The organism is Marinobacter sp. (assembly GCF_039977835.1).
Classification (GTDB): domain Bacteria; phylum Pseudomonadota; class Gammaproteobacteria; order Pseudomonadales; family Oleiphilaceae; genus Marinobacter.
Genome location: NZ_JBDWCL010000036.1, coordinates 153,928 through 176,114, shown reverse-complemented (window position 1 = coordinate 176,114; position 22,187 = coordinate 153,928). Strand labels below are relative to the sequence as shown.

20 protein-coding genes are annotated in these 22,187 nt (G+C 58.0%); 7 read left to right on the top strand and 13 right to left on the bottom strand.

Annotated elements, in window-relative coordinates; genetic code table 11:
- Positions 1 to 63: 63 nt before the first annotated feature.
- Complete coding sequence (locus ABJM11_RS10365; protein WP_348295653.1) at positions 64 to 1,011, top strand: DUF523 and DUF1722 domain-containing protein; 948 nt, start codon at positions 64 to 66, stop codon at positions 1,009 to 1,011.
- 9 nt (positions 1,012 to 1,020) lie between these two features.
- Here ABJM11_RS10365 and ABJM11_RS10360 read toward each other — a convergent pair whose 3' ends face one another.
- From ABJM11_RS10360 to ABJM11_RS10350, 3 genes are all read right to left on the bottom strand, one after another.
- Positions 1,021 to 1,752 carry a DUF481 domain-containing protein gene (locus tag ABJM11_RS10360; RefSeq protein WP_348295652.1) on the bottom strand — a complete coding sequence of 244 codons (732 nt, stop codon included), beginning with the start codon at positions 1,750 to 1,752 and terminating at the stop codon, positions 1,021 to 1,023.
- 21 nt (positions 1,753 to 1,773) lie between these two features.
- A complete protein-coding gene (locus ABJM11_RS10355; RefSeq protein WP_348295651.1) occupies positions 1,774 to 2,784 on the bottom strand; it encodes a rhodanese-related sulfurtransferase in 1,011 nt (336 codons plus the stop codon).
- 114 nt (positions 2,785 to 2,898) lie between these two features.
- Positions 2,899 to 3,630, bottom strand: coding sequence for a thioredoxin domain-containing protein (locus ABJM11_RS10350; protein ID WP_348295650.1), 732 nt, complete (start codon positions 3,628 to 3,630; stop codon positions 2,899 to 2,901).
- Between the two features lie 108 nt (positions 3,631 to 3,738).
- On the opposite strand from ABJM11_RS10350, the gene ABJM11_RS10345 reads away from it, so the two are divergent.
- Entirely contained in the window at positions 3,739 to 4,710 is a 972-nt protein-coding gene (locus tag ABJM11_RS10345) for a nitronate monooxygenase family protein (protein WP_348295649.1), read from the top strand.
- A gap of 48 nt (positions 4,711 to 4,758) precedes the next feature.
- Here the strand turns inward: ABJM11_RS10345 and ABJM11_RS10340 are convergent, their stop codons facing one another.
- From ABJM11_RS10340 to ABJM11_RS10325, 4 genes are read right to left on the bottom strand one after another with little or no spacing between them, the layout of a single operon-like run.
- A complete protein-coding gene (locus ABJM11_RS10340) occupies positions 4,759 to 6,264 on the bottom strand; it encodes a DUF5666 domain-containing protein (RefSeq protein WP_348295648.1) in 1,506 nt (501 codons plus the stop codon).
- A 38-nt stretch (positions 6,265 to 6,302) separates the two neighbouring features.
- The gene (locus tag ABJM11_RS10335) at positions 6,303 to 6,707 is read right to left on the bottom strand and encodes a hypothetical protein (RefSeq protein ID WP_348295647.1); all 405 of its coding nucleotides are present in this window, start codon (positions 6,705 to 6,707) and stop codon (positions 6,303 to 6,305) included.
- On the bottom strand, positions 6,704 to 7,561 hold the full coding sequence (locus ABJM11_RS10330; RefSeq protein WP_348295646.1) for a DUF6502 family protein: 858 nt from the start codon (positions 7,559 to 7,561) through the stop codon (positions 6,704 to 6,706). Before ABJM11_RS10330 ends, ABJM11_RS10335 begins: the two co-directional genes overlap by 4 nt.
- 37 nt (positions 7,562 to 7,598) lie before the next feature.
- Entirely contained in the window at positions 7,599 to 9,038 is a 1,440-nt protein-coding gene (locus ABJM11_RS10325) for a DUF5666 domain-containing protein (RefSeq protein WP_348295645.1), read from the bottom strand.
- Positions 9,039 to 9,199: 161 nt separating this feature from the next.
- Between ABJM11_RS10325 and ABJM11_RS10320 the strand changes: the two genes are divergently transcribed.
- A complete protein-coding gene (locus ABJM11_RS10320; RefSeq protein ID WP_348295644.1) occupies positions 9,200 to 9,370 on the top strand; it encodes a DUF6435 family protein in 171 nt (56 codons plus the stop codon).
- A 32-nt stretch (positions 9,371 to 9,402) separates the two neighbouring features.
- Here the strand turns inward: ABJM11_RS10320 and ABJM11_RS10315 are convergent, their stop codons facing one another.
- Entirely contained in the window at positions 9,403 to 9,747 is a 345-nt protein-coding gene (locus tag ABJM11_RS10315) for a chaperone modulator CbpM (protein WP_348295643.1), read from the bottom strand.
- Between the two features lie 12 nt (positions 9,748 to 9,759).
- Positions 9,760 to 10,737, bottom strand: coding sequence for a DnaJ C-terminal domain-containing protein (locus ABJM11_RS10310; RefSeq protein ID WP_348295642.1), 978 nt, complete (start codon positions 10,735 to 10,737; stop codon positions 9,760 to 9,762).
- A gap of 210 nt (positions 10,738 to 10,947) precedes the next feature.
- Between ABJM11_RS10310 and ABJM11_RS10305 the strand changes: the two genes are divergently transcribed.
- The gene (locus ABJM11_RS10305; RefSeq protein WP_348295641.1) at positions 10,948 to 11,700 is read left to right on the top strand and encodes a TVP38/TMEM64 family protein; all 753 of its coding nucleotides are present in this window, start codon (positions 10,948 to 10,950) and stop codon (positions 11,698 to 11,700) included.
- Positions 11,697 to 13,928: a hypothetical protein gene (locus ABJM11_RS10300; protein ID WP_407069989.1), complete on the top strand. Its 2,232-nt coding sequence runs from the start codon at positions 11,697 to 11,699 to the stop codon at positions 13,926 to 13,928. The genes ABJM11_RS10305 and ABJM11_RS10300 overlap by 4 nt, the downstream gene beginning before the upstream one ends.
- A 175-nt stretch (positions 13,929 to 14,103) precedes the next feature.
- On the opposite strand, the gene fba is transcribed toward ABJM11_RS10300, so the two are convergent.
- The 4 genes from fba to tkt all read right to left on the bottom strand — a co-directional run bounded on the left by fba (position 14,104) and on the right by tkt (position 19,572).
- On the bottom strand, positions 14,104 to 15,168 hold the full coding sequence (gene fba, locus ABJM11_RS10295; RefSeq protein ID WP_348295640.1) for a class II fructose-bisphosphate aldolase: 1,065 nt from the start codon (positions 15,166 to 15,168) through the stop codon (positions 14,104 to 14,106).
- Positions 15,169 to 15,354: 186 nt separating this feature from the next.
- Entirely contained in the window at positions 15,355 to 16,515 is a 1,161-nt protein-coding gene (locus ABJM11_RS10290; RefSeq protein ID WP_348295143.1) for a phosphoglycerate kinase, read from the bottom strand.
- Between the two features lie 28 nt (positions 16,516 to 16,543).
- A complete protein-coding gene (gap, locus tag ABJM11_RS10285) occupies positions 16,544 to 17,572 on the bottom strand; it encodes a type I glyceraldehyde-3-phosphate dehydrogenase (RefSeq protein WP_348295144.1) in 1,029 nt (342 codons plus the stop codon).
- Positions 17,572 to 19,572, bottom strand: coding sequence for a transketolase (tkt, locus tag ABJM11_RS10280; protein ID WP_348295145.1), 2,001 nt, complete (start codon positions 19,570 to 19,572; stop codon positions 17,572 to 17,574). The genes gap and tkt overlap by 1 nt, the downstream gene beginning before the upstream one ends.
- Positions 19,573 to 19,806: 234 nt before the next feature.
- Here tkt and ABJM11_RS10275 point away from each other — a divergent pair, with 234 nt between their 5' ends.
- The gene (locus ABJM11_RS10275; protein ID WP_348295146.1) at positions 19,807 to 20,808 is read left to right on the top strand and encodes a metalloregulator ArsR/SmtB family transcription factor; all 1,002 of its coding nucleotides are present in this window, start codon (positions 19,807 to 19,809) and stop codon (positions 20,806 to 20,808) included.
- A gap of 149 nt (positions 20,809 to 20,957) precedes the next feature.
- Positions 20,958 to 22,148: a methionine adenosyltransferase gene (metK, locus tag ABJM11_RS10270; protein ID WP_348295147.1), complete on the top strand. Its 1,191-nt coding sequence runs from the start codon at positions 20,958 to 20,960 to the stop codon at positions 22,146 to 22,148.
- Positions 22,149 to 22,187 lie beyond the last annotated feature (39 nt).

The window sequence follows — 22,187 nt, the reverse complement described above, 5'->3', positions numbered from 1 at the left end:
AGATGATCGGTTTAGACTGATAAAACGTACCTGTTAGGTACTTTTTAATTCCGGAGACTGACTGTGACTGGCATCCCTGTTGGTATCAGCACCTGCCTGATGGGCAAGGAAGTCCGCCATGATGGCGGCCATAAACATTCCCGATTCTGCACCCAGGTACTGTCCCGCCATTTTGATTTCCGCTCCATCTGTCCCGAGCTGGAAGCCGGGTTGGGCGTGCCCCGCCCCGCCATACACCTGCGGGAATACGCGGACGGCCTGAAACTGATCGAATCAAAGGGCACGGCGGATCATACCGATGCCATGCAGGGCTTTATCGACCAGGTCATGCCCACTCTGGCGGACCTTCGTGGTTACATCCTGATGGCAAAATCCCCGAGCTGTGGCATGGAGCGCATCAAGGTGCACAACGCTGACGGCAATGTGGTCCGCCGCGATGGCCGGGGCCTGTTTGCCGAGGCACTGATGCGCCATTACCCGCTGATGCCAGTGGAAGAGGAAGGCCGGTTGAACGACGATACACTGAGGGAGAACTTTATTGAGAGGGTGTTCGCCTACGACGACTGGATGCAGAACGTCAGCGGTGAAAACCTCTCTGCCCGCGCCCTGATTGAATTCCACACCCGGCACAAATTCCAGCTACTCGCCCATTCCGAGAAGATTTACCGCCAGCTGGGGCCGATGCTCGGGGATCTCAAATCAGAGCCCCTGGGAGACATCGCTGAGCGTTATATTGCTGCGTTCATGGAAGCGATGACCCAGAGGGTGAGCCGTGGCTCCCATGTGAATGCCATGCAACACCTGATGGGCTATCTGCGGGATTCCATGGCGGATGAAGACAGGAAGGTGCTGATGGAGCAGATCGAAGCCTACCACCGGGGCGAGGTGCCCCTGGTGGTACCGATGACGCTGCTGCGGATGGCCCAGCGGCGGGAGCCGGTGGATTACCTGCATACCCAGAAGTACCTGACCCCTTACCCGGACGAGCTGGGACTCAGGAACCGTGTGTAACCGCTGGAGTCAGAAACCGTAGAGCAGGGCCAGCGAGATTTCTGTATCCGTGTCGTCCCTGCCCTCAGGCTCGTCTGAAACATGCTGTACGAGGTAGGCCAGCTTCATTGAGAGGTTGCCAACCACGGTCGCCTGCAGGGAGGTTTCAGACTCTGTGATGGCGTTGTTTTCATCAAGGCCAATTTCTGTGCTCAGCTTCTGACGAAACAGGGCGTTTTCAGACAACGCATAATCAAACTGGCCTGCCAGCCGGCCAATGGCTTCGTCTTCGTCCCGGTTACCGTCTTCATCCGGTTCTTCCAGTTTGTTGAACCGATAACCGACACCGGCCGACAAGTCCAGGAAGGAGCGCTCGCCACGTTGCCATACCCGGTTACCATAACCAGTGGTCAGTGATGACTGAAAGTCGTAGCCGGAGAAACGGTCGTCCTCATAGGCGCCCCGTACAAACAGGTACTGACTCCCTTCAAACTTATAATCGGTCTGCAGCTCGCCCCGGTACTTCTCGGCCGTGGTTTCGTCCTCTGTTTCGGAGAAGGTAGAGCGGAACTCACCCTTGTTGCGCCACTCGTCCTCTTCGTAGACCAGGCCGAGGCGGCTGTTAATGTTGGTTTCCTCGGTGTTACCGGAGGTGATCAGCACACCAACTTCACCTTCACCTCCCCAGCCTTCATGATCCTCACCAAACACCATCGGTGACACGGCCAGCGACACAATCGCAAGGGTTGCTCTGAACTGCATGAAATCTCCTTGTGTTAACCATCAGGACTTCGCATGACGCTCACCCATGGCACTTTTCCGGGCCTGCCGTTCACGCTCTGCCTTCTTCCGGGCCTTTCGCTCCGCAATGATGCGAGCCGCTTCGCCGCCCACATGCGCTTCGCCCCGCTGCTGTGCCAGGCGCATCTGTCGCTCACGCTCAGCGAAGCGGGCTTTCTGTTCCTCGGTCAGCGAGTCAATGCACCGGTGACAGCTCACGCCCTGTTCGTACTCCGGACGCTGTTTGTCTTCCTCGGTAATCGGCCTTCGACAGGCATGGCACTGGTCATACTCGCCCCGTTTCAGCTTGTGGTTCACGGTTACCCTGTCATCAAAGACAAAGCATTCGCCATGCCACAGGCTCTGTGATTCCGGTACTTCCTCCAGGTACCTGAGAATGCCGCCCTTGAGGTGATACACCTCATCAAAGCCCTGTTCCTTCAGGAATGCCGTGGATTTCTCGCAGCGAATGCCTCCGGTACAGAACATGGCCACCTTCTTGTGTTTCGAAGGGTCCAGATTCTCCTTTACGTACTCGGGGAACTCGCGGAACGTATCCGTGGCCGGGTTCCTGGCATTCCTGAACGTGCCGATCTCGACTTCGTACTGGTTACGGGTATCCACGACCAACACGTCCGGGTCAGCGATCAGGTCATTCCACTCTTTCGGGTCCACATAGGTGCCCACAATCCGTTTCGGATCAATACCCTCCACACCCATGGTGACGATTTCTTTCTTCAGCTTCACCTTGGTGCGCTTGAAGGGCTGGATATCCACGAAGGATTCCTTGTAATCAATGCCCTCAAATCGCTCATCGGCATCCAGCCAGTTTCTGATCGCATCCACTCCTTCGCGGCTGCCGGCAATCGTGCCGTTGATGCCTTCACGGGCCAGCAGTAAAGTGCCATGCACGTCTTTTTCAAGCATCAGGTCCAGCAGTGGCTGGCGAAGGGCTTTGTAATCATTCAGAACTGCGAACTTGTAAAGCGCGCAGACAACAACATCCTGGCTCATGAGTCTGGTTTCTCCTGCGGGCCGGACCGTAAATCCGGAGCATGATTGATGATCGCCCAAGGGCTTAAAGCCGCCATTCTAACCAATCCGGGGACCGGAAAGTATTACGGGGAGTTATTCTGCCGAGTCGGCCAGCTCGCGCTCCACAACTGCGGATAACTGTCCCCAGCCCGGACGGGTCAGACGAATATTATCAACGAGCACCGTTGGCGTACTGGTGACTCGCAATTGCATGGCGACACGGCGGCTCTGCTCGATATCTTCAATGTGAAGGTCGGTGTTCATACACCGGCGGAACCGCCGCTCATCCAGCCCCAGGTCGTTCGCGTAACGGCTGAAGGTATCCACCGGGTTACCGGAACCGCTCCACTCTGTTTGCATATCAAACAGTTCGTCATGCATTGCCCAGTAGGCATCCTGGTCACCCGCACAGCGTGCGGCCTGAGCTGCCGGCACGGCATTGTCGTGTTGCTGAAGCGGCAGATCGAAATAGACGAAGCGGACCTTGCCAGTCTCCACGTACTCCTGTTTCAACTGCTCGCTCGCGTCCGAGAAGCGCGCACAGGCAGGGCACTGATAATCCGCGAATTCCCGCACCACTACCGGGGCATCACGGTCTCCCACGGATACACCAAAACGGTCAAGCTCAGCCGGAAATGGGCTGGCATTCGGGGCGGCGACCGGCAACGCATCAGAGGAAGGGTCGGGACTTGCCGTGAGGAAGAACAGGCCAACGGCTAAGAAAGCAATAATAATGACGCCAATGCCGAGGTACAGCGGCTTGCGATCTTTCTTCCGCGCGGGAGGCGGCGCACCGGTTTCCTTTCTTCTTTTAGCTTCGCCCATGATGGAGCTCCTTGTTGTTTATTCGTTTCTGATCATTTTCAGGCGGTAGTGAGCACGCTAAGATCCCTTATACCGTACATAAGTTCCAGCATAAATTAAGGAATTCTCATGGCGTTACCCGAATCACTGAAGAACTCGCTGAACCTCCCCCTGGTGGCAGCCCCCATGTTCCTGATCTCTGGCCCGGAGATGGCACTTGCCTGCTGCAGGCAAGGCATTGTTGGCAGCTTTCCTGCCCTGAACCAGCGCAGCAGCGAAGATTTCGAGAAATGGGTGATTCAGATGAATGAGGGCCTGGATGACCTCCGCCAGACCCATCCGGACAGGAAAATCGCGCCCTATGCCGTGAACCTGATTGTTCATCGCACCAATCCCCGCTGGGAGGCAGACCTGGAACTGTGCGTGAAACATAAGGTGCCGATTGTGATTACGTCCCTCGGCGCGGCAACCCGTGTGACCGAAGCCGTACACAGTTATGGTGGCATGGTTTTCCACGACGTTACCAACCAGAAGCATGCCCGCAAGGCGGCCGAAGCGGGCGTGGACGGCATTATCGCGGTTTCCGCCGGTGCGGGCGGCCATGCCGGCACTGTCAATCCGTTCGTACTGGTGCATGAAATCCGTGAGGTGTTCGACGGCATTATCCTGCTCGCGGGGGCGCTTTCCAGAGGCGAAGATATTCTCGCCGCCCAGGCCATGGGCGCCGACCTGTGCTACATGGGCACACGTTTTATCAACACCACTGAATCACAGGCGGAAGCCGCCTACCAGCACATGGTCATGGAGGCAGTATCCGGGGACATCATCCATACGCCGGCAGTGTCAGGCATCCCCGCGAACTTCATGCGCCAGAGTCTGGAAGCGGCGGGCTACCCTATGGATAAACTGAACGAGCCCGGAAAACTCGATTATGGCGAGAAGCTGAAGCCGGTGAACGATGAGGCCAAAGCCTGGAAAACCGTCTGGTCCGCCGGCCAGGGGGTAAGCCAGATTACGGATGTGATTTCTGTCAGTGACCTGGTGCAGCGTATAAGCAACGAGTATCAGGAAGCCCGCTCGCGGATTTGCGAGCAGAACTGAGGGCAATGCCGGGTGCCCTGATGGGCACCCGGTTACCGCTGTTGGCGATCAGTCGTCGTCATCTTCCTCAAGTTCGATTTCATCAACGAACAGAATTCCACTGGTGTTTTGTCGGTATTCCACCTCAACCAGTGGATTCTCTCCACTGTCGAGTAACCTTCCCAGCTCCTCGAGACTGGTATCAAACTCGGTGTCGATGTCGAATTGCATGCTCACACCCAGCACATCGATTCCATTGAGATCCGCACTCCGCAAGCGCCCGACCAACTCAAACCCACCATCAGAAAACTCGTCATCAACGTCGACCTTGAACGCCTCGAGGTAGACAACGCCATTGGCACCAACCCGCTCGATGCCACTAACTTCCACTTCCTCCGGCCCTCCAAGTTGCTGAAACCTGATGCTGAGATCATCGTCACTTGTCAGGGTGGTCAGCGGTGTTACCTGGACCAGAACCCCGCCGATACGGAACGTTTGGTCGTTTGAATTGACACTGTTGGTTGCGATACGGCCCTCAACCCCGGATTCGCCTTCGCGCAGCTCTATGTCCTCAGCTTCTATCGAGCCGTCGCTCAGGAACTTACCTTCAATCTGAATCAGAAGGTCCGGAACGAGATCGTTTTCCGACAGACCATCATCAAACCCGGTTTCGTTGGTTACCCGAACGACAAGGCCATTGATCCCGAACGTTCTGTTATCGGAATCAAGTGCACGACTGACGGGACCTGCAAATTCAATATCGTCTTCATCCCCCCGGCGATACCGGCGAAGATCATCTTCCCGAATTTCCCAGGCGGACAACACGCTGCCGGTAATCTCCCCCTCTACTTCGATAAAGGGCTCATCGGTCAGGTCCGACGGCTCAATGCCGTCAAAATCGGTGTCATCCACATCACAGTTCACAATGATGTTACCGATTTCGAAGGTGCAAAGGTCCGGATTGAAATTACTGACCTTACCTTCGACTTCGATTTCGTTATCCGAATCAAACTCACCAACAGCTGAGTCATCACGGACGCGGAGCAGACTGGCCCGGAACTCTCCGTTTGGCAATCTCCAGGCGCTAACCCGGGCAAAATCGCCGTTCGCAAGATCCGTCACTTGCTTGCCCTTGACGACTGTCTGGTTATCAATATGAACAACCAGCCCGTAAATGCTGAGTGTGGCTGTCTTTGTTGCAAGGTCCCAGCGCTGCGTAACAACAATCTCGCCCCTCAACGTATCGTCATACTCAACGCTGTTGGCAGTGCCCGTGCCATCATCCCGCCATTCGCCGTCAATCCGCAGGATCATACCCTCGTCCAGTTCGGACTCTGTGGTGATGCCGTCATCGCTTTGAACCTGGCCGTTCAGATCCCCTGTATCAAACCGGACCCCGTTAACAAATACGCTACCAAATCCGGAAACCGGCCCCACGCTGGACCCCGTGCCACGAATGCCACCATCCGCGACATCGAGGCTGTCACTGCCTCCGCCACCGCAGGCGGCCAGGATACCGATGGCCAGTGCACTTAACGTAAACCGGGTAGCTAACTGGATGGACTTCGGCTTCATGCGTGTTTCTCCCTGGCCAGCAACGGGGCCAACAGTGTTCATCGAAAATCGTTACTCCGCCGGCGAAGAGCCCTGCCGGCTTCCGCCTGCTCTTCTGTGCAGGGAGCTGTATCGCCCTGACGGGGCACTTCCGGTACATAGGCACTGCGGCGCAACAGCAGGCAGCCGTTTTCATGCTGCTCGACGATTCCCTTGCGAAGTAATTCGTTGAATATGACCGTTGGTGCAAGATCACTGTTCACCAACCCGACCAGCGCGTTGAAACCCGTCTCATCCGAGCTTGCCATTGGCAGCAACGTCGGTTCGTTGTTGGCGTCCAGGAACGGGCGACTGCTGATCCAGTGCCGGACGACTTCCCTGGCATTGACGGATAACAAGGTGCTCACCAGTTCCGTCGGCTGCCAGCAGTGCCCGTTTCGTGAAAACCTTCCACGGTTCGTCATGTCTGTTCTCCACCCACATCGGGCTGAACCGGATCTTCAAAATAGAAAATACCTACTCCCGTTCGGACTGCATCTCCGGTCACATTGTTTTCGCCATGGCCGGCGATGTCACGGTCATGGGGGCCAAGCCACTTGTCCAGCTGTTCCAGCATGGCCTGTGACTGTTGCGCCGCATACCGGCGCCAGCGCGCCATGATTTCCGGAGGTATGTTGTTATACACCAGTGTTCTCTGGAAAAGAGGCGGAGTTTCAGCCTCGCTGCCCACCAGATTGTGGTCGATGGTCGCTATAAGATCTGATACGTCCTCACCGAAGATCTGGAGCATTTCTTCACTGTCTCCGGCGGGTACATAGGCCCGCTGGCGCAATGCCAGCTTACCGGATACTTCAGTCTCCACTACGCCTACCCGCATCAACTCCTGAAGAACCGCCCGTGGCGTCATATCACCACTGTAACGTTTAACCAGTTCGCTGAAGCTGAGCGGACCATCGAACGGCAACTCTGCCGGTTCGCCGAGACCGGTCTGAAACGCCGAATCATGAACCCACCCGGAAACAACGCGCGAGGCTCGGTTTTCATGCCGATTGCCCGGGCTGGCGTCGTGCTCACCCGAAAGGATCTCACGCTGTTTTCTGACCTCTTTTCGTGTCAGGCCTGTCATTACCGCAGCGCGGGAGTCTGTCGGTTTTTTGCGGTTATCGGAGAAGTCTTCCAGGGCGGCATCCACATAGGCACGCCTGGCCAGCTCCGCAAACTCCGCAAATGGAATGCCATTGCGGAGCAGCAGACGAGCCAGGGGGCGCAGAATTCGGTACAGCGCCCGGTGCAGGGGTTGGGTATTGGGCTTTCTCATGTTTGGGATTGTATTCCCATAGTGACGTCAAGACCAATCAGTCGTCTTCCTCGATTTCGTCGATCACATAGCCACCGCCCGCGTTGCGGAAGTAGTCGACTTCTACCTGGTTGCCCACACGGATACCCGACAGATCCGCGCCGCCAACTGACAGCGTGAGACCAAGAACCGTAACAGAGCTGTCAGTAACGGCCGTTACGCGCCCTTCCATCTCATAGCCGTCGTCATCACCGTCCTCACGTTCGATTTTGATCGCTTCCAGATAACCACCACCGGACGAACGCTGGCGACCTTCAATCTCTATAAAGTCACCAACACGAAGGCTTTCAATATCGCGGGTTCTCATGGTGATGTTGTCACCATCGTCGTCATCTTCGATAAGGGTGTTACCGGAGAGCACGACGCGTACACCGCTGACAACAAGTTCGTCATCATTTCTGGATTCAATGACGCCATCCAGTTCAGCATCACCATCACGGGGTTCGATCTCTTCGGCCACGAGCACACCGTTACGGAAACCACCCTCGACTTTGACCAGCAGCCCATCGCCAAGGTCGGTTTCCCTCAGGCCGTCGTCAAACTCGGTGCCGCCAGTGACCTGGACGGTAATACCGTTGAGGCTGAACTGCCTGCCGGCATCGTCGTAGTCTCCGGAGATGGCCCCGGCAATCTCCACATCGTCGTCGTCATCAAACAGCTCGTCTTCCTCGTCAATCTCTTCGGCAATCAGAACGCCATTACTATCAATGAACCCCTCAACTTCGACAGCCAGGTCATCAGCGAGATCGCCCGGCTCCAGATCATCGTCAAACTCGGCACTCTGGTAATCCACGTCAATGCCATTGATCCGGAATGTCTGCGCGACGCTGTCCAGGTTTCGAATCAGGCCTTCGATCTCCACTTCGTTGATGTCATCGAAATCTTCGCTGACGGGTTTTATCCCCACGAAACTGGCGCGGAAGGTACCATCGTCAAGGCGCCAGGCACTGACTCGAGCACGATATGTGCCAGAGGCCACACCATTCAGTTCAGCGGGGGTAGCGCCCTTGAAGACCGTTTGCCCGTCCACAAGGATGGTCTGCCCGGCGACAATCAGCCTGCCTTCTCCATCCAGCAGGTCCGGCCCGTTCCAGTTCGCGGACTGTAATTCGCCGCGGAGGGTGTCGTCGTAATCCAGGCGATCTGCTTCGCCCTGGCCGTCATCGCCCCACCGGCCACGTACTTTGAGAATCATGCCTTTCTCGAGCTGAGTTTCCCGCTCAATACCGTCGTCGCTGTTTACGCTGCCGTTGGTATTAAAGCGGGTGCCGTTCACATAAACACTGCCAAAGCCGGAGACCGGCCCGACACTGGTGCCAGAGGACGCGGAGTCATCACTGGGTGAGCCGGAACCGCCGCCACCGCAGGCTACCAGGGAGCCGGCGATTGCACCTGTAACGGCCAGTTTGATCGCTGTTGCTAAGGGATTAGGCTTCATTGGTTTTCTCCTTCCATTATTGGGATTATTTTCCCAATTTATAATTGGGAATTTATTCCCATATTTTTGAGTTGTCCAGCTATAAACATGAAAATTGTGTGAACTTTCCGGCCCAGGAGGCGTAACCTACTGAACACACGAATGAATACAGGTGATAAACAATGCTGGGATTTCTGAAGGGCGATCCGAAGAAAAAGCTACAGAAAGAGTATGAGGCGAAGCTGGAGAAAGCACTGCATGCCCAGCGCAATGGCGACCTGCGTACCCATGGCACGCTTATGGAGGAAGCTGAGAAAATCTATGCGGAATTGCAGAGGATGGAGAAGGAGTAAACCTCCGAGTTAGCGGGAGGGCCGGCCGGGAACTAGGAGTCGCCTAAAAACTGCCGGAGTTGCCGGTTTAACCGATCGACTTCACGCCTCATTTCCTGCACCTCGTCGAGAAGTTCCAGCGACATGGCGAGACCAGGCAGGTTCATCTTCAGATCGCGCTGCAACCGTTGGGCTTTGCGCAAACGGGCCAGGGCGTCAAGATCGAACTGCCATTGCCGTGCTTCCGGTGATTCCTCCACCGGCGCGATCACACCGTAGTTCACCAGTTTGATCACGAACTCCGCATGGCAATCCCCACGCTCGCAGATTTCCCGCAAGGTGAATGTAGCGGTGGGCTCCACCAGTTCGACGCTCAGAATCCGGTCTTCGTCAGTCATCCTTCACCCCGCTCACACATGCAACTTGCTACGTGGATTGAACCCTTTTTCAGCCTCGGCCAGCCGTTTGTAAAGCTCCTCGGCTTCTTCGCTGTGCCGCTCGGGCATCACGATCTGCAACACTACCAGCTGGTCCCCGGGATGTTTGCCCGGCAGACCTTTGCCCTTGAGCCGCAGTTTGCGGCCATTGGACGAGCCCTTGGGCACCTTCACGTTCACCTTCGAGCCAACGGTGGGAACCGTAACCGAGGCACCGAGGGCGGCCTCCCAGGGTGCGATGGGCACTGTTACCAGTATATCCTTGCCTTCCACCGTGAACAGGGGGTGCGGTGCATACTCCACTTCGATAAACAGGTCGCCATTCTCAGCACCGCCCATACCGGGCGCGCCCTGGCCTTTCAGGCGGATATGCTGCCCCTCTTTCATGCCGGCGGGAATTTTGACGTTCAGGGTCTTCTGCCGTGGCACTACCCGGCCTTGGGCGTCGGCCTCATGGACATTAAACGAAACCTGCTTCTCGCAACCGTGGAAGGCTTCCTCCAGGAACAGCGCCAGCCGGGCGTGGACATCTTCGCCCCGCATGCGCATGGAGTGGCGCTGACCACCAAAGCCACCGCCAAAGCCGGCACCGGCGCCTGAACGACGGCCGCCGCCGAAGATTTGCTCGAAGAAGTCACTGAACTGCGAGGCGTCGGCGTCGGTAAAGCCACCGCCACCAAAGCCGGATGCACTCTCCCATCCCGGAGGCGGCTGGAAGGATCCGTCCTGCCGGGCCCCGTATTTCTTCAGCTCGTCGTATTCGGCCCGTTTTTCGGGGTCTTTCAGTACTTCGTACGCCTCGCCGACGTCCTTGAATCTATCGGAGGCGTCTTCTTCCTTGCTGACATCCGGATGGTATTTCCGGGCCAGTTTCCGGTAGGCCTTTTTGATCTCCTCGGGGGAGGCAGACTCGCTCACACCGAGCACGGCGTAATAGTCTTTGAAGTCCATTCTGCTCCTCTCACCTGTTCAGATGACTGGGCAATGTTTGCCCGGTTACTAACTCTATATTTGATGAGGAAATGGAAAATACAAGGCAGGTGTGTATCAGAATTGATGCGTATCAGTTGTTGCCCTAGGCTGTAATGAATGCCTGAAACACTCCGGCCATGGTATGGCGATTATTGCAATGGCCTTCAGCCGAGGAGGACACCTTCCGTTATGCAGGATGCAAAGCTGGAGCGAAGAGCCGGCTGGAAAAAATCACCCATTGTCGGAATGCTGGCCAGCATCGCTTTTGTCGGCGTTATTCTTGCGATCCTTTATTCCCTGGGTATCCACGAACAGGTCCTGGTGATGCTTCAGTGGTTCGAGGCTCAGGGAGCCTGGGCGGCTATTCTATTCATTCTGCTCATGACCATAACCGTCGTGGCGTTGCTGCCCGGTGTTCTGTTTACCACTGGCGCAGGCTTCGTCTTCGGGGTGGTCGAAGGCACCCTCTACGTGGTTACGGGGACAGTATTGGGTTCTGCTCTGGCCTTCCTTATCGCGCGACACCTTCTCGGCAACCGGGCAAAAGAGTTCGTGATGGCCAGAGCACGCCTGCGGATGGTGAGTAATGAGCTGACGCCCCATGGCTGGAAGATCGTACTACTCACCCGGCTGATCCCCTTCTTCCCCGGCAAGCTTTCGAATTATTTCTTCGGCCTGACCCGGTTTTCATTTCGGGGCTTTGTCGGGGGCTCTGCCATTGGCCTGATTCCCTTCTCTCTCCACAACGTGTACCTGGGTTCCATCGCCGCCGACCTGACGGTTCTTGGCGTTCGTGAAACCGGCCGGTCAGGGCTTGAGTGGGCCATATACGGAGCAGGTTTCGCCGGTACCGTGGTGGCCGTGGTGTATCTGAATATCTTGGCGCGCCGCGCACTGGCCAAATACACCGACGAAGAACACAGTCTGGAGATCAAACCGTGACCTGGATGAAGTGGCTCCCCTGGCGCTATGTCGTGAAACGAGTAGCCCGCCACCACGGCTTTCTTGACCCCATTGCCCTGCTTTCAAAGCTCCACGGCTTTGCCCAGCCGTCGGAGGTTGGCGAACCCATCGAACTGCTGCGGGCCGGTGTGGTTTTCCACGCCCGGGGCCTGATCAACAGCCGGGTGATACAGCATAACCTGGACTGGGTCTGGCCCTACTGGATCGAACGGCAGTTCGATCCGAAGGACCCGTCGTTCATTCCCCGGGCGTTTTCCATTACCCACATCAACCTGAGCAACCGGAACTGGACAGCGGTGGGACACCCTGACTGCGACGAGCTGCCTGTCGTGGACCCGAGGGGCCTATTGACCCCCTTCTTTGACGGCTGGTCCCTGGACGGCTGGCTGTTGGCCGACGACGGCCGCTGCCTGCTGCCGTCACGGACAAAAGAGGTCAGACAGTGGCAGGAAACCGATGACACCGTCAGTGTCCACACGGAGTCTGCTATGGACGGGCTGGCTCTGAGCAGCCACTGCTGGGTAGAACTTGAAAATACCATCCCGGTCTGTAAATTCCGGCTGCGAGCGAAGTCCGACGTAGCCGGCTCGGTGGTACTGACCCTGAGGCCCTCCAACCCGGAAGGCATCAGCTTCATCCATCAGGTCAGCCTCTCGGAAAAACGGGACGCGTGGACCGTGGATGGCAAACGTACCGTGAGGTTTGACACCCCCGCCAAGCGCCATCATGTTTCGGACTATCACAACGGTGATGTCCATATTCATCTGACCGACCGTGAGGACCAGACCGATGGCATCTGTGACGTCGGCATGGTTACCGCAGCGGCGCTGTTTTCCGTCGAAGCAGGAGTAGCCCGCGAAATCACCGCCAGCATTCCTTTGAGTAAAACCCCTGCTCGCCTGCCTGTAAACGACGCCTGGCAATCAGAGCGGGAAGGCCACGCCCGCCTGGTGTGCCCCGAACCCCGGTACCAGTCCCTGTATGATTCGGCGGTTGCCTCCCTGATCCTGCACTCGCCGGAGGATGTCTATCCCGGCCCGTTCACCTACAAGCGATTCTGGTTCCGTGACGCCGCGTTCATCATCAACGCGTTGTTAAGCGTCGGCCTGACTCAGCGCGCGCAGCGAGCCCTGTCCCGCTTTCCCGAGCGCCAGACCAGTAACGGTTACTTCCGCTCCCAGGAGGGCGAATGGGACGCCAACGGAGAAGTGCTCTGGATACTCAAGCGCTTTTTCGACCTGACCGGGCGCCGCCCGCAGAAACACTGGCAAGGTCCCATCAGCCGTGGCGCGCGGTGGATCATGAACAAGCGACTGTGGAAGGAAACCAACGTACCCCACGCCGGGCTGCTGCCCGCTGGCTTCAGTGCCGAACACCTGGGCCCCAATGACTATTATTACTGGGACGACTTCTGGGGCATCTCGGGGCTCCACGCCGCGGCGGACATGTTGGCCGAGAACCACCCCGAAGACAGCCGCGCCTTCCGCGAGGATGCCGCCAATTTCACCCGGGCCGTTGACCGCAGCCTCGAGCGCTGCCAACAACGGCTGAAACGGCCGGGCATGCCCGCCTCCCCTTACCGTCGCCTGGACGCCGGCGCCATTGGCTCCCTGGCCGGGGGTTACCCTACCCAGCTCCTCGCGCCCGACGACCCGCGCCTGCTGGACTGCGTGGAATTCCTGCTGGAACGGTGCTTCGTCGACGGCGCCTTCTACCAGGACATGATCCACTCCGGCCTGAACGCCTACCTGACCCTGCACGTGGCCCAGGTACTTTTAAGGGCCGGAGATCCCCGTTACCTGGAGCTGATGGACACAGTCGCCGACCTGGCCTCCCCCACCGGCCAGTGGCCGGAAGCTATCCATCCGGGCACCGGTGGCGGATGCATGGGGGATGGGCACCATGTCTGGGCCTCGGCCGAGTGGGTACTGATGGTGCGCAACTGTTTTGTGCGGGAAGAAGGCGAACGTTTGGTGCTTTGTGGGGGCATACCCGAACGCTGGCTGGAGCAAGGGGCGACCATCAGCTTCGGGCCCGCACCGACTGCCTTTGGCACTGTCACCGTTAGCATAACGCCCGGCTCCGAGGGTGCTCCAGAGGTAGAGTGGACCGCCGACTGGCACACCGAGGAACCACCGATTGATGTGAAGCTGCCTGGGTATCAAGCAGTGGTGGCGAGCCCTGGAACAAACTTCGCCAAGCTGTAACAAAGGAGGTATCGGGAAGCTAAAACAAGCAGTGGTGGGGCGTCCTTTCGGGAACGTCAAAAACATGGATGTTTTTGTCGAGCGTACATGGACGTATTTACAGCGTGTCCCGGAAGGACGCCCCACCACTGCGAAACCTCCACAACCAACAGGCTACAGAGGCTAACTCCCAGCCTTACTTGACCTTAGGATCAAGCTCACCAGAAGCATACCGCTCAAACATACGCTCAAGGTTAACCGGCTTGATCTTGCTGGCATTGCCGGCGGTCCCGAAAGCCTCATAGCGGGCAACGCAGACTTCGGTCATCGCCTTCATGGTTTCCTTCAGGAACTTGCGCGGGTCGAATTCGGCCGGGTTCTGGGCCAGGAAGCGACGGACCGCCCCGGTGCTTGCCAGACGCAGGTCGGTGTCGATGTTGACCTTGCGAACGCCGTGCTTGATACCTTCCACGATTTCCTCAACGGGGACACCGTAGGTTTCCGGGATCTCGCCGCCGTATTCGTTGATGATCTTCAGCCACTCCTGGGGAACAGAGCTGGAGCCGTGCATAACCAGGTGGGTGTCCGGAATACGCTTGTGGATGGCCTTGATCTGCTCGATCGCCAGGATGTCGCCAGTGGGAGGACGTGTAAACTTGTAGGCGCCATGGCTGGTGCCGATGGCAATGGCCAGGGCGTCGACGTGGGTTTTCTTGACGAAATCCGCAGCTTCTTCGGGGTCGGTCAGCATCTGGCTGTGATCCAGGGTACCTTCCGCGCCAATGCCGTCTTCCTCACCGGCCTGGCCGGTTTCCAGGGAGCCGAGGCAACCCAGTTCGCCTTCTACAGAAACGCCACAGGCGTGAGCCATTTCCACGGTGCGGCGAGTAACGTCGACGTTGTACTCGTAGTCGGTAGGCGTCTTACCGTCTTCACCCAGGGAACCATCCATCATCACCGAGCTGAAGCCCAACTGGATGGAGCGTTGGCACACAGACGGGCTGGTGCCGTGATCCTGGTGCATGACCACCGGAATGTGCGGAAACTCTTCAATGGCCGCCAGAATGAGGTGACGCAGGAACGGCGCCCCGGCGTACTTGCGGGCGCCGGCAGAGGCCTGAACAATGACCGGAGAATCAGTCTTGTCGGCCGCTTCCATGATGGCCCTCATCTGTTCCAGATTGTTCACGTTGTACGCCGGCACGCCGTAGCCGTGCTCGGCGGCGTGATCCAGCAGTTGCCGCATCGATATCAGGGCCATTGGGTTTGTCTCCTTGGTTTATTTAATGTCTTTGGCAGACTTTTTGGTTTGGAGTCTGCTTCGGAGGGCCGGTAAGCCTCTTCCGGGACACGCTGTGAATACGTCCCTGTACGCTCGACAAAAACATCCATGTTTTTGACGGTCCCGGAAGAGGCTTACCGGCCCTCCTTGCGATTCAACTTTGTGCTATTCGCCGCGCTCTTCAAGAACTGCGACAGCCGGTAGCGTTTTACCTTCCACGAATTCAAGGAAAGCACCGCCGCCGGTGGAAATGTACGAGATTTTGTCACTCACACCGTACTTGTCAACGGCGGCAACGGTATCACCACCACCAGCCAGGGAGAAGGCATCGCTTTCTGCGATGGCTTTCGCCAGGGCCTGGGTGCCGTTGCTGAACTGGTCGAATTCGAAGACGCCGACCGGGCCGTTCCAGAGGATGGTCCTGGCATTTTTCAGCAGCTCGGCGAACTGGCCTGCGGTTTCCGGGCCAACGTCGAGGATCATGTCGTCATCGCTGACGTCCGAGATGTTCTTGGTGGTGGCGGTCGCAGTTTCCGAGAACTCGCTGGCAACCACTACGTCCACCGGCAGCGGGATTTCAACGCGGGAAGCGATTTCCCGGGCAGTGTCGATCAGGTCGTGTTCGCACAGGGATTTACCCACGGGGTGGCCTGCCGCCGCCAGGAAGGTGTTGGCGATACCGCCACCGACGATGATGGAGTCACAGACTTTTTCCAGCGCATTCAGCACGTCCAGCTTGGTGGACACCTTGGAGCCGCCAACGATGGCGACCACAGGCTTGGCCGGGTTATCCAGGGCCTTGCCCAGAGCTTCCAGTTCTGCTGCCAGAAGCGGGCCGGCGCAGGCTTCGGGAGCAAAGCGGGCAACGCCGTGGGTGGAGGCCTGGGCGCGGTGGGCGGTGCCGAAGGCATCCATCACATAGACGTCGCACAGAGCGGCGTACTTTTTCGACAGTTCTTCGTCGTCTTTCTTCTCGCCCTTGTTGAAGCGCACGTTTTCAAACAGCACCACTTCGCCCTCGGCGACTTCAACACCGTCGAGGTAATCGGTAATCAGGCGTACATCCTGGCCCAGCAACTTGCCGAGATGTTCAGCAACCGGTTTCATGGAGGAGGCTTCGTCGTAAATGCCTTCTTCCGGGCGGCCCAGGTGGGACATCAGCATGACCCGGGCGCCAGCCTCTTTTGCGGCCTTGATGGTGGGCAGCGAGGCGCGGATGCGGGCGTCGCTGGAGACTTCGCCATTCTTTACCGGCACGTTCAGGTCTTCGCGAATCAGCACCCGCTTACCTGCGAGGTCCAGATTGGTCATTCTCTTGATAGCCATAATGTTCATCCCCTGATCAAAAATAGTTTCAGTGGCCGGACAACCAGTGTTTGCTGACGTCCAGCATCCGATTTGCGAACCCCCACTCGTTATCGAACCAGCACAGCACCTTCACCATGGTGCCACCGGTTACACGCGTCTGGCCTCCGTCCACAATCCCGGAATGGGCATCGTGGTTGAAATCGGAGCTGGCCAGAAGCTCGTCGGTATAGCCCAGAATGCGCTTCAGCGGGCCGTGGGCGGCGTTTTCTAATAAATTATTTACCGCCTCCACCGAGGTTTTCTTCCGAACGTTCACTACCATATCGATGGCCGACACATTCATGGTGGGCACCCGCATGGCCACCGAGCTGAACCTGCCCTCCATATTCGGAAGCAGGCGCTCGATGCCTTTGGCCAGGCCCGTGTCGACGGGAACGATGTTGTGCAGGGCGCTACGGGTACGACGCAAATCCTGGTGATGGTAGGCGTCAATTACAGGTTGGTCGTTCATGGCAGCATGAATCGTCGTGGTGCTGCCCTGCTCCACACCCAGGGCCTCGTCCAGTATCTGGATGACGGGCACCAGGCAGTTGGTGGTGCAGGACGCCGCCGCAACAATACGGTCTGCTGCTGTTAACTGATCGTGGTTGACGCCATAGACCACCGTGCGATCCACATCGGACTCTGCCGGCTGCGAAAACAGCAGACGTTTGGCCCCCGACGCCAGATGCTGCTCCGCGGTCGCCCGGTCGCTGAAAGCCCCCGAACATTCCAGCACCAGGTCCACGCCCAGTTCACCCCAGGGCAGCTCCGAGGCATCCGCATGGCGGAGCACCCGGATTCGATCACCATTGACCACCAGGGAGTCGCCCTGCACCCTTATCTCGCCCTGAAACCGACCGTGGGTGGAGTCATAACGGGTGAGATGGGCAATGGTGTCGATATCCGCCAGCTCGTTAATCGCGACAACCTGGAGGTGGTCTCGAAAATCGTTTTCATAGAGCGCCCGCAGGACGCACTGGCCGATACGGCCGTACCCATTGATGGCGATGCGATACGGTGCAGCGGTGCTCATCAGGCTTCCAGCAACTCCCCAGCCACGGCCAAAACGTTATCCACGGTGAAGCCGAACTCCTTGAACAGCTCGCCCGCAGGCGCAGACTCACCGAAAGTGCTCATACCCACAACCCGTCCATCAAGACCAACATACTTGTACCAGTAGTCTTCAATACCGGCTTCGACGGCGATACGGTTGGTCACTTCCAGCGGCAGCACTTCCTGCTTGTAGGCAGCGCTCTGGGCATCGAAGGTATCAGTAGACGGCATGGAGACCACGCGCACCTTGCTGCCCTTCTCCCGCAGTGCAGCCGCAGCATCCTGGGCCAGGCCGACTTCGGAGCCGGTGGCAATCAGGATCAGGTCAGGCGTGCCTTCGCTGTCGGAGAGGGTGTACCCACCTTTGGCGATGTTCGCCAGTTGCTCTGCGTCACGCTGCTGGTGAGGCAGGCCCTGACGGGAGAACACCATGGCCGTCGGGCCGTCGGTGCGCTCAAGGGCGGCTTTCCAGGCAACCGCCGATTCCACGGCATCCGCCGGGCGCCACGTGCTCATGTTCGGAGTAGTGCGCAGGCTGGCCATCTGCTCGACCGGCTGGTGTGTGGGGCCATCTTCACCCAGGCCGATGGAGTCGTGGGTAAACACGTAGATGGAGCGTTGCTTCATCAATGCGGCCATACGCACGGCGTTGCGGCAGTATTCCATGAATATCAGGAAGGTGGCGCCGTAGGGGACAAAACCACCGTGCAGGGCGACACCATTCATGATCGCGGCCATACCGAATTCGCGAACGCCGTAGTAAACGTAGTTTCCGCTGGCATCGTCTTTGGTCAGCGGCTTGCTGCCGTCCCATATCGTAAGATTGGAACCGGCCAGGTCGGCAGAGCCACCCAGCAGCTCAGGCAGCAACGGGCCATAGGCGTTCAGAGTATTCTGGGAAGCCTTGCGGCTGGCGACGGTCTCGCCCTTGTCCTGACACTCCTGAATGTACGCCTGGGCTTTTTCGGAGAAGTCTGCCGGCAGGTCGCCAGCCATGCGGCGTTTGAGCTCGGCAGCCAGGTCTGGCTCAGCTTTCTCGTAGGCGGCAAAGGCCTGCTCCCACTCGGCCTGAGCGGCAGCGCCCTTCTCGCGCGCGTCCCAGGCGCTATAGATTTCAGAGGGAATTTCAAAGGCTCCGTGATTCCAGCCCAGCTTCTCGCGGGTCAGGGCAACTTCGTCCTCACCCAGTGCCGCACCGTGACAGGCTTCTGTGCCCTGCTTGTTGGGGGAGCCGAAACCGATAATGGTCTTGCAGCAGATCAGGGTGGGCTGGGAGGTATTGGCACGGGCCGCCTCAATGGCACTGCGGACCGCTTCCGCATTGTGGCCGTCAACGGAAGGAATGACCTGCCAACCATAGGATTCGAAACGCCTGGGAGTATCATCAGTGAACCAGCCGTCCACTTCGCCGTCGATGGAGATGCCGTTGTCGTCATAGAACATGATCAGCTTGCCCAGGCCCAGCGTGCCGGCCAGGGAAGACACCTCGTGGGAGATACCTTCCATCAGGCAGCCATCGCCAAGGAACGCATAGGTGTAGTGATCAACAATGTTATGGCCAGGGCGATTGAACTGTTCGCCCAGGGCCTTCTCTGCCAGTGCAAAACCAACCGCATTCGCAATCCCCTGGCCCAGCGGTCCAGTGGTGGTTTCAACACCCGGCGTATAGCCGTACTCCGGGTGGCCCGGAGTTTTGGAGTGCAGCTGACGGAAGTTCCTGATGTCGTCAATGGAGACGTCATAGCCACTCAGATGCAGCAGGGAATACTGCAACATGGAGCCGTGGCCATTGGACAGCACAAAACGGTCGCGGTTGGCCCACTTAGGGTTGGCCGGGTTGTGGCTGAGGAAATCATTCCAGAGTACCTCGGCGATGTCCGCCATACCCATGGGCGCGCCCGGGTGGCCGGATTTGGCTTTCTGAACCGCATCCATGCTCAGCGCGCGAATGGCGTTGGCGAGATCTGTGCGAGATGGCATTGACGTTTTCTCCAGTTTTGGTCGGCAAAAAGGTGAACTGATAAAAAGAAGGCGCGTATTTTCGCCGATTAGTGACCACCGGGGCAAATCGGCGTCAGTCTTTTTATCCCCCTTTTATACGACGGGTATCAGTGGCAGGAATTTTGACTGATTTTTCAAACAGATCTAATTCTATATCAATTTATTTTGATATAGATATTGAATGACTGGCCAGACACCCCTAAACTTCCTTCCATGACATCACTGACCACGCACGTAGTTGACCCGTCCTCCGTGGACGCACTGGCACCGATCTTCAAAGCGAGCGGTGACCCGCTGCGCCTGGAGATTTTGCGTGTGTTACGCCGGGACACCTTTGGCGTTCTGGAACTGAGCCAGTTATTCGATATGCGCCAGTCCGGCATGAGCCACCATCTGAAAGTGATGCACAAGGCAGGGCTGCTGGAGCCCCAGCGCGAGGGCAACGCCATTTTCTACCGGCGCCCGCTGAACCTGGAGAGCGACAAGCTCACCGACCAGACCATCCGCCAGGTGTTCGACACCGTCGACCGCATTCCCCTGCCGGAACACCTGCAGGGCAAGATTGAGGCTATCCGGAATCAGCGTGCCAACCAGTCCCAGGCCTTTTTTGCCCGCTATGCGGATAAATTCCGGGAGCAGCAGGAACTGATTGCCGCATTCGAGCTGTACGCCGAACCGGTGGCCAACCTGATCCGCAACCGCTCCACCCGGCACGACTGGAAAACCGCGCTGGAAATCGGCCCCGGCGAAGGCGCGTTCCTGCCGGTACTGTCGAAACTCTGCGAACACGTGGTGGCCCTGGATAACTCCCGCGACATGCTGGCCAAGGCCTCACGCACCTGCATCGACGAGCGCCTGAATAACATCGACCTGATCGAAGGCGTAACCGACAACCTGCTTGCCCGGGGGGACGATTTTGATCTGGTGGTGGCCAACATGGTGCTGCACCACGTACCCAGCCCGGCGGACATTTTTCTGGACGCCGCAGCCCTGATGAAAACCGGCGGTTGCCTGGTGATCAGCGACTTGTGCAGTCACGACCAGGACTGGGCCAAGGAAGCCTGCGGCGATCTCTGGCTGGGCTTTGAACCTGAAGAACTCACAAGCTGGGCGGCAGACGCCGGACTGATTGCCGGCGAGTCTTTATTTATTGGCCTCCGCAACGGATTTCAGGTGCAGGTAAGAGAATTCTGGAAGAACCCGGAGGCTGTCTGAAGGCGGAAATCAAAACTGTATCAATTTTTTTTGATATAGAATTATGCAGACTCTGAAAACTGATTTACGATACCGATATCAACACAGCCGGACGGAAACCGAGAGTCCCCACCGGCACGAATTTGCAACGCTCACAGAGGAGCAACCCTATGTCTGATTACAGCGTCTTTACCTCCGAATCGGTCTCTGAAGGCCATCCTGACAAACTGGCGGACCAGATTTCTGATGCCGTACTCGACGCCATCCTCGTGGACGATCCCCACGCACGGGTTGCCTGTGAAACCATGGTAAAAACCGGCGTCGCCATTGTGGGCGGTGAAATCACCACCAGCGCCTGGGTGGACCTGGAAGACCTGGTACGGGGTGTAATCAAAGACATCGGCTACACCTCCTCCGACGTAGGCTACGACGGCGACACCTGCGGCATTATCAACATTATCGGCAAACAGTCCGTGGACATCGCCCAGGGTGTCGACCGCAAGAAGCCGGAAGACCAGGGTGCCGGCGACCAGGGCCTCATGTTCGGCTACGCCAGCAACGAAACCGACGTGCTGATGCCAGCCCCGATCACCTTCTCGCACCGTCTGGTACAGCGCCAGGCCGAAGCCCGCAAGAGCGGCCTGCTGCCATGGCTGCGCCCCGACGCAAAAAGCCAGGTTACCTGCCGCTACGAAAACGGCAAGGTTACCGGCATCGACGCTGTGGTGCTGTCCACCCAGCACGACGAAGATGTGTCCCAGGCGGATCTGAAAGAAGCGGTGATGGAGCTGATCGTCAAGCACGCCCTTCCGGAGGAACTGCTGCACAAGGATACCCAGTTCCACATCAACCCCACCGGCAAGTTCGTGATCGGCGGCCCGGTTGGCGACTGCGGCCTGACCGGCCGCAAGATCATCGTCGACACCTACGGCGGCATGGCCCGCCACGGCGGCGGCGCCTTCTCCGGGAAGGACCCGTCCAAGGTGGACCGTTCTGCAGCCTATGCCGGCCGTTACGTGGCGAAGAACATTGTGGCCGCCGGCCTGGCGGAAAAGTGCGAGATCCAGGTGTCTTACGCCATCGGTGTTGCCGAGCCAACATCCATCTCGGTCAACACCTTCGGCACGGGCAAGATCGGCGACGACAAGATCATCCAGCTGATCCGTCAGAACTTCGACCTGCGCCCGTATGCGATCACCAACATGCTGGACCTGCTGCACCCGATGTACCGTGCAACAGCGGCCTACGGCCACTTCGGCCGCGAGCCGGTTGAGATGACGGTTGGCGGCAAGACGTTTACCGCCTTCCCCTGGGAAAAAACAGATCGTGCAGCCCTGCTGAAGGATGCCGCTGGTATTTAAGGGGCTGATTAACAGCTTTGATCGTACAAAGACTGCGAT

What these genes read in the sequence shown, in the direction of transcription:
- ABJM11_RS10360 (WP_348295652.1), bottom strand. Translation starts at nt 1,752, where the DNA reads ATGCAGTTCAGAGCAACCCTTGCGATTGTGTCGCTGGCCGTGTCACCG.
- ABJM11_RS10355 (WP_348295651.1), bottom strand. Translation starts at nt 2,784, where the DNA reads ATGAGCCAGGATGTTGTTGTCTGCGCGCTTTACAAGTTCGCAGTTCTG.
- ABJM11_RS10350 (WP_348295650.1), bottom strand. Translation starts at nt 3,630, where the DNA reads ATGGGCGAAGCTAAAAGAAGAAAGGAAACCGGTGCGCCGCCTCCCGCG.
- ABJM11_RS10345 (WP_348295649.1), top strand. Translation starts at nt 3,739, where the DNA reads ATGGCGTTACCCGAATCACTGAAGAACTCGCTGAACCTCCCCCTGGTG.
- ABJM11_RS10340 (WP_348295648.1), bottom strand. Translation starts at nt 6,264, where the DNA reads ATGAAGCCGAAGTCCATCCAGTTAGCTACCCGGTTTACGTTAAGTGCA.
- ABJM11_RS10335 (WP_348295647.1), bottom strand. Translation starts at nt 6,707, where the DNA reads ATGACGAACCGTGGAAGGTTTTCACGAAACGGGCACTGCTGGCAGCCG.
- ABJM11_RS10330 (WP_348295646.1), bottom strand. Translation starts at nt 7,561, where the DNA reads ATGAGAAAGCCCAATACCCAACCCCTGCACCGGGCGCTGTACCGAATT.
- ABJM11_RS10325 (WP_348295645.1), bottom strand. Translation starts at nt 9,038, where the DNA reads ATGAAGCCTAATCCCTTAGCAACAGCGATCAAACTGGCCGTTACAGGT.
- ABJM11_RS10320 (WP_348295644.1), top strand. Translation starts at nt 9,200, where the DNA reads ATGCTGGGATTTCTGAAGGGCGATCCGAAGAAAAAGCTACAGAAAGAG.
- ABJM11_RS10315 (WP_348295643.1), bottom strand. Translation starts at nt 9,747, where the DNA reads ATGACTGACGAAGACCGGATTCTGAGCGTCGAACTGGTGGAGCCCACC.
- ABJM11_RS10310 (WP_348295642.1), bottom strand. Translation starts at nt 10,737, where the DNA reads ATGGACTTCAAAGACTATTACGCCGTGCTCGGTGTGAGCGAGTCTGCC.
- ABJM11_RS10305 (WP_348295641.1), top strand. Translation starts at nt 10,948, where the DNA reads ATGCAGGATGCAAAGCTGGAGCGAAGAGCCGGCTGGAAAAAATCACCC.
- fba (WP_348295640.1), bottom strand. Translation starts at nt 15,168, where the DNA reads ATGGCCCTGATATCGATGCGGCAACTGCTGGATCACGCCGCCGAGCAC.
- ABJM11_RS10290 (WP_348295143.1), bottom strand. Translation starts at nt 16,515, where the DNA reads ATGGCTATCAAGAGAATGACCAATCTGGACCTCGCAGGTAAGCGGGTG.
- gap (WP_348295144.1), bottom strand. Translation starts at nt 17,572, where the DNA reads ATGAGCACCGCTGCACCGTATCGCATCGCCATCAATGGGTACGGCCGT.
- tkt (WP_348295145.1), bottom strand. Translation starts at nt 19,572, where the DNA reads ATGCCATCTCGCACAGATCTCGCCAACGCCATTCGCGCGCTGAGCATG.
- ABJM11_RS10275 (WP_348295146.1), top strand. Translation starts at nt 19,807, where the DNA reads ATGACATCACTGACCACGCACGTAGTTGACCCGTCCTCCGTGGACGCA.
- metK (WP_348295147.1), top strand. Translation starts at nt 20,958, where the DNA reads ATGTCTGATTACAGCGTCTTTACCTCCGAATCGGTCTCTGAAGGCCAT.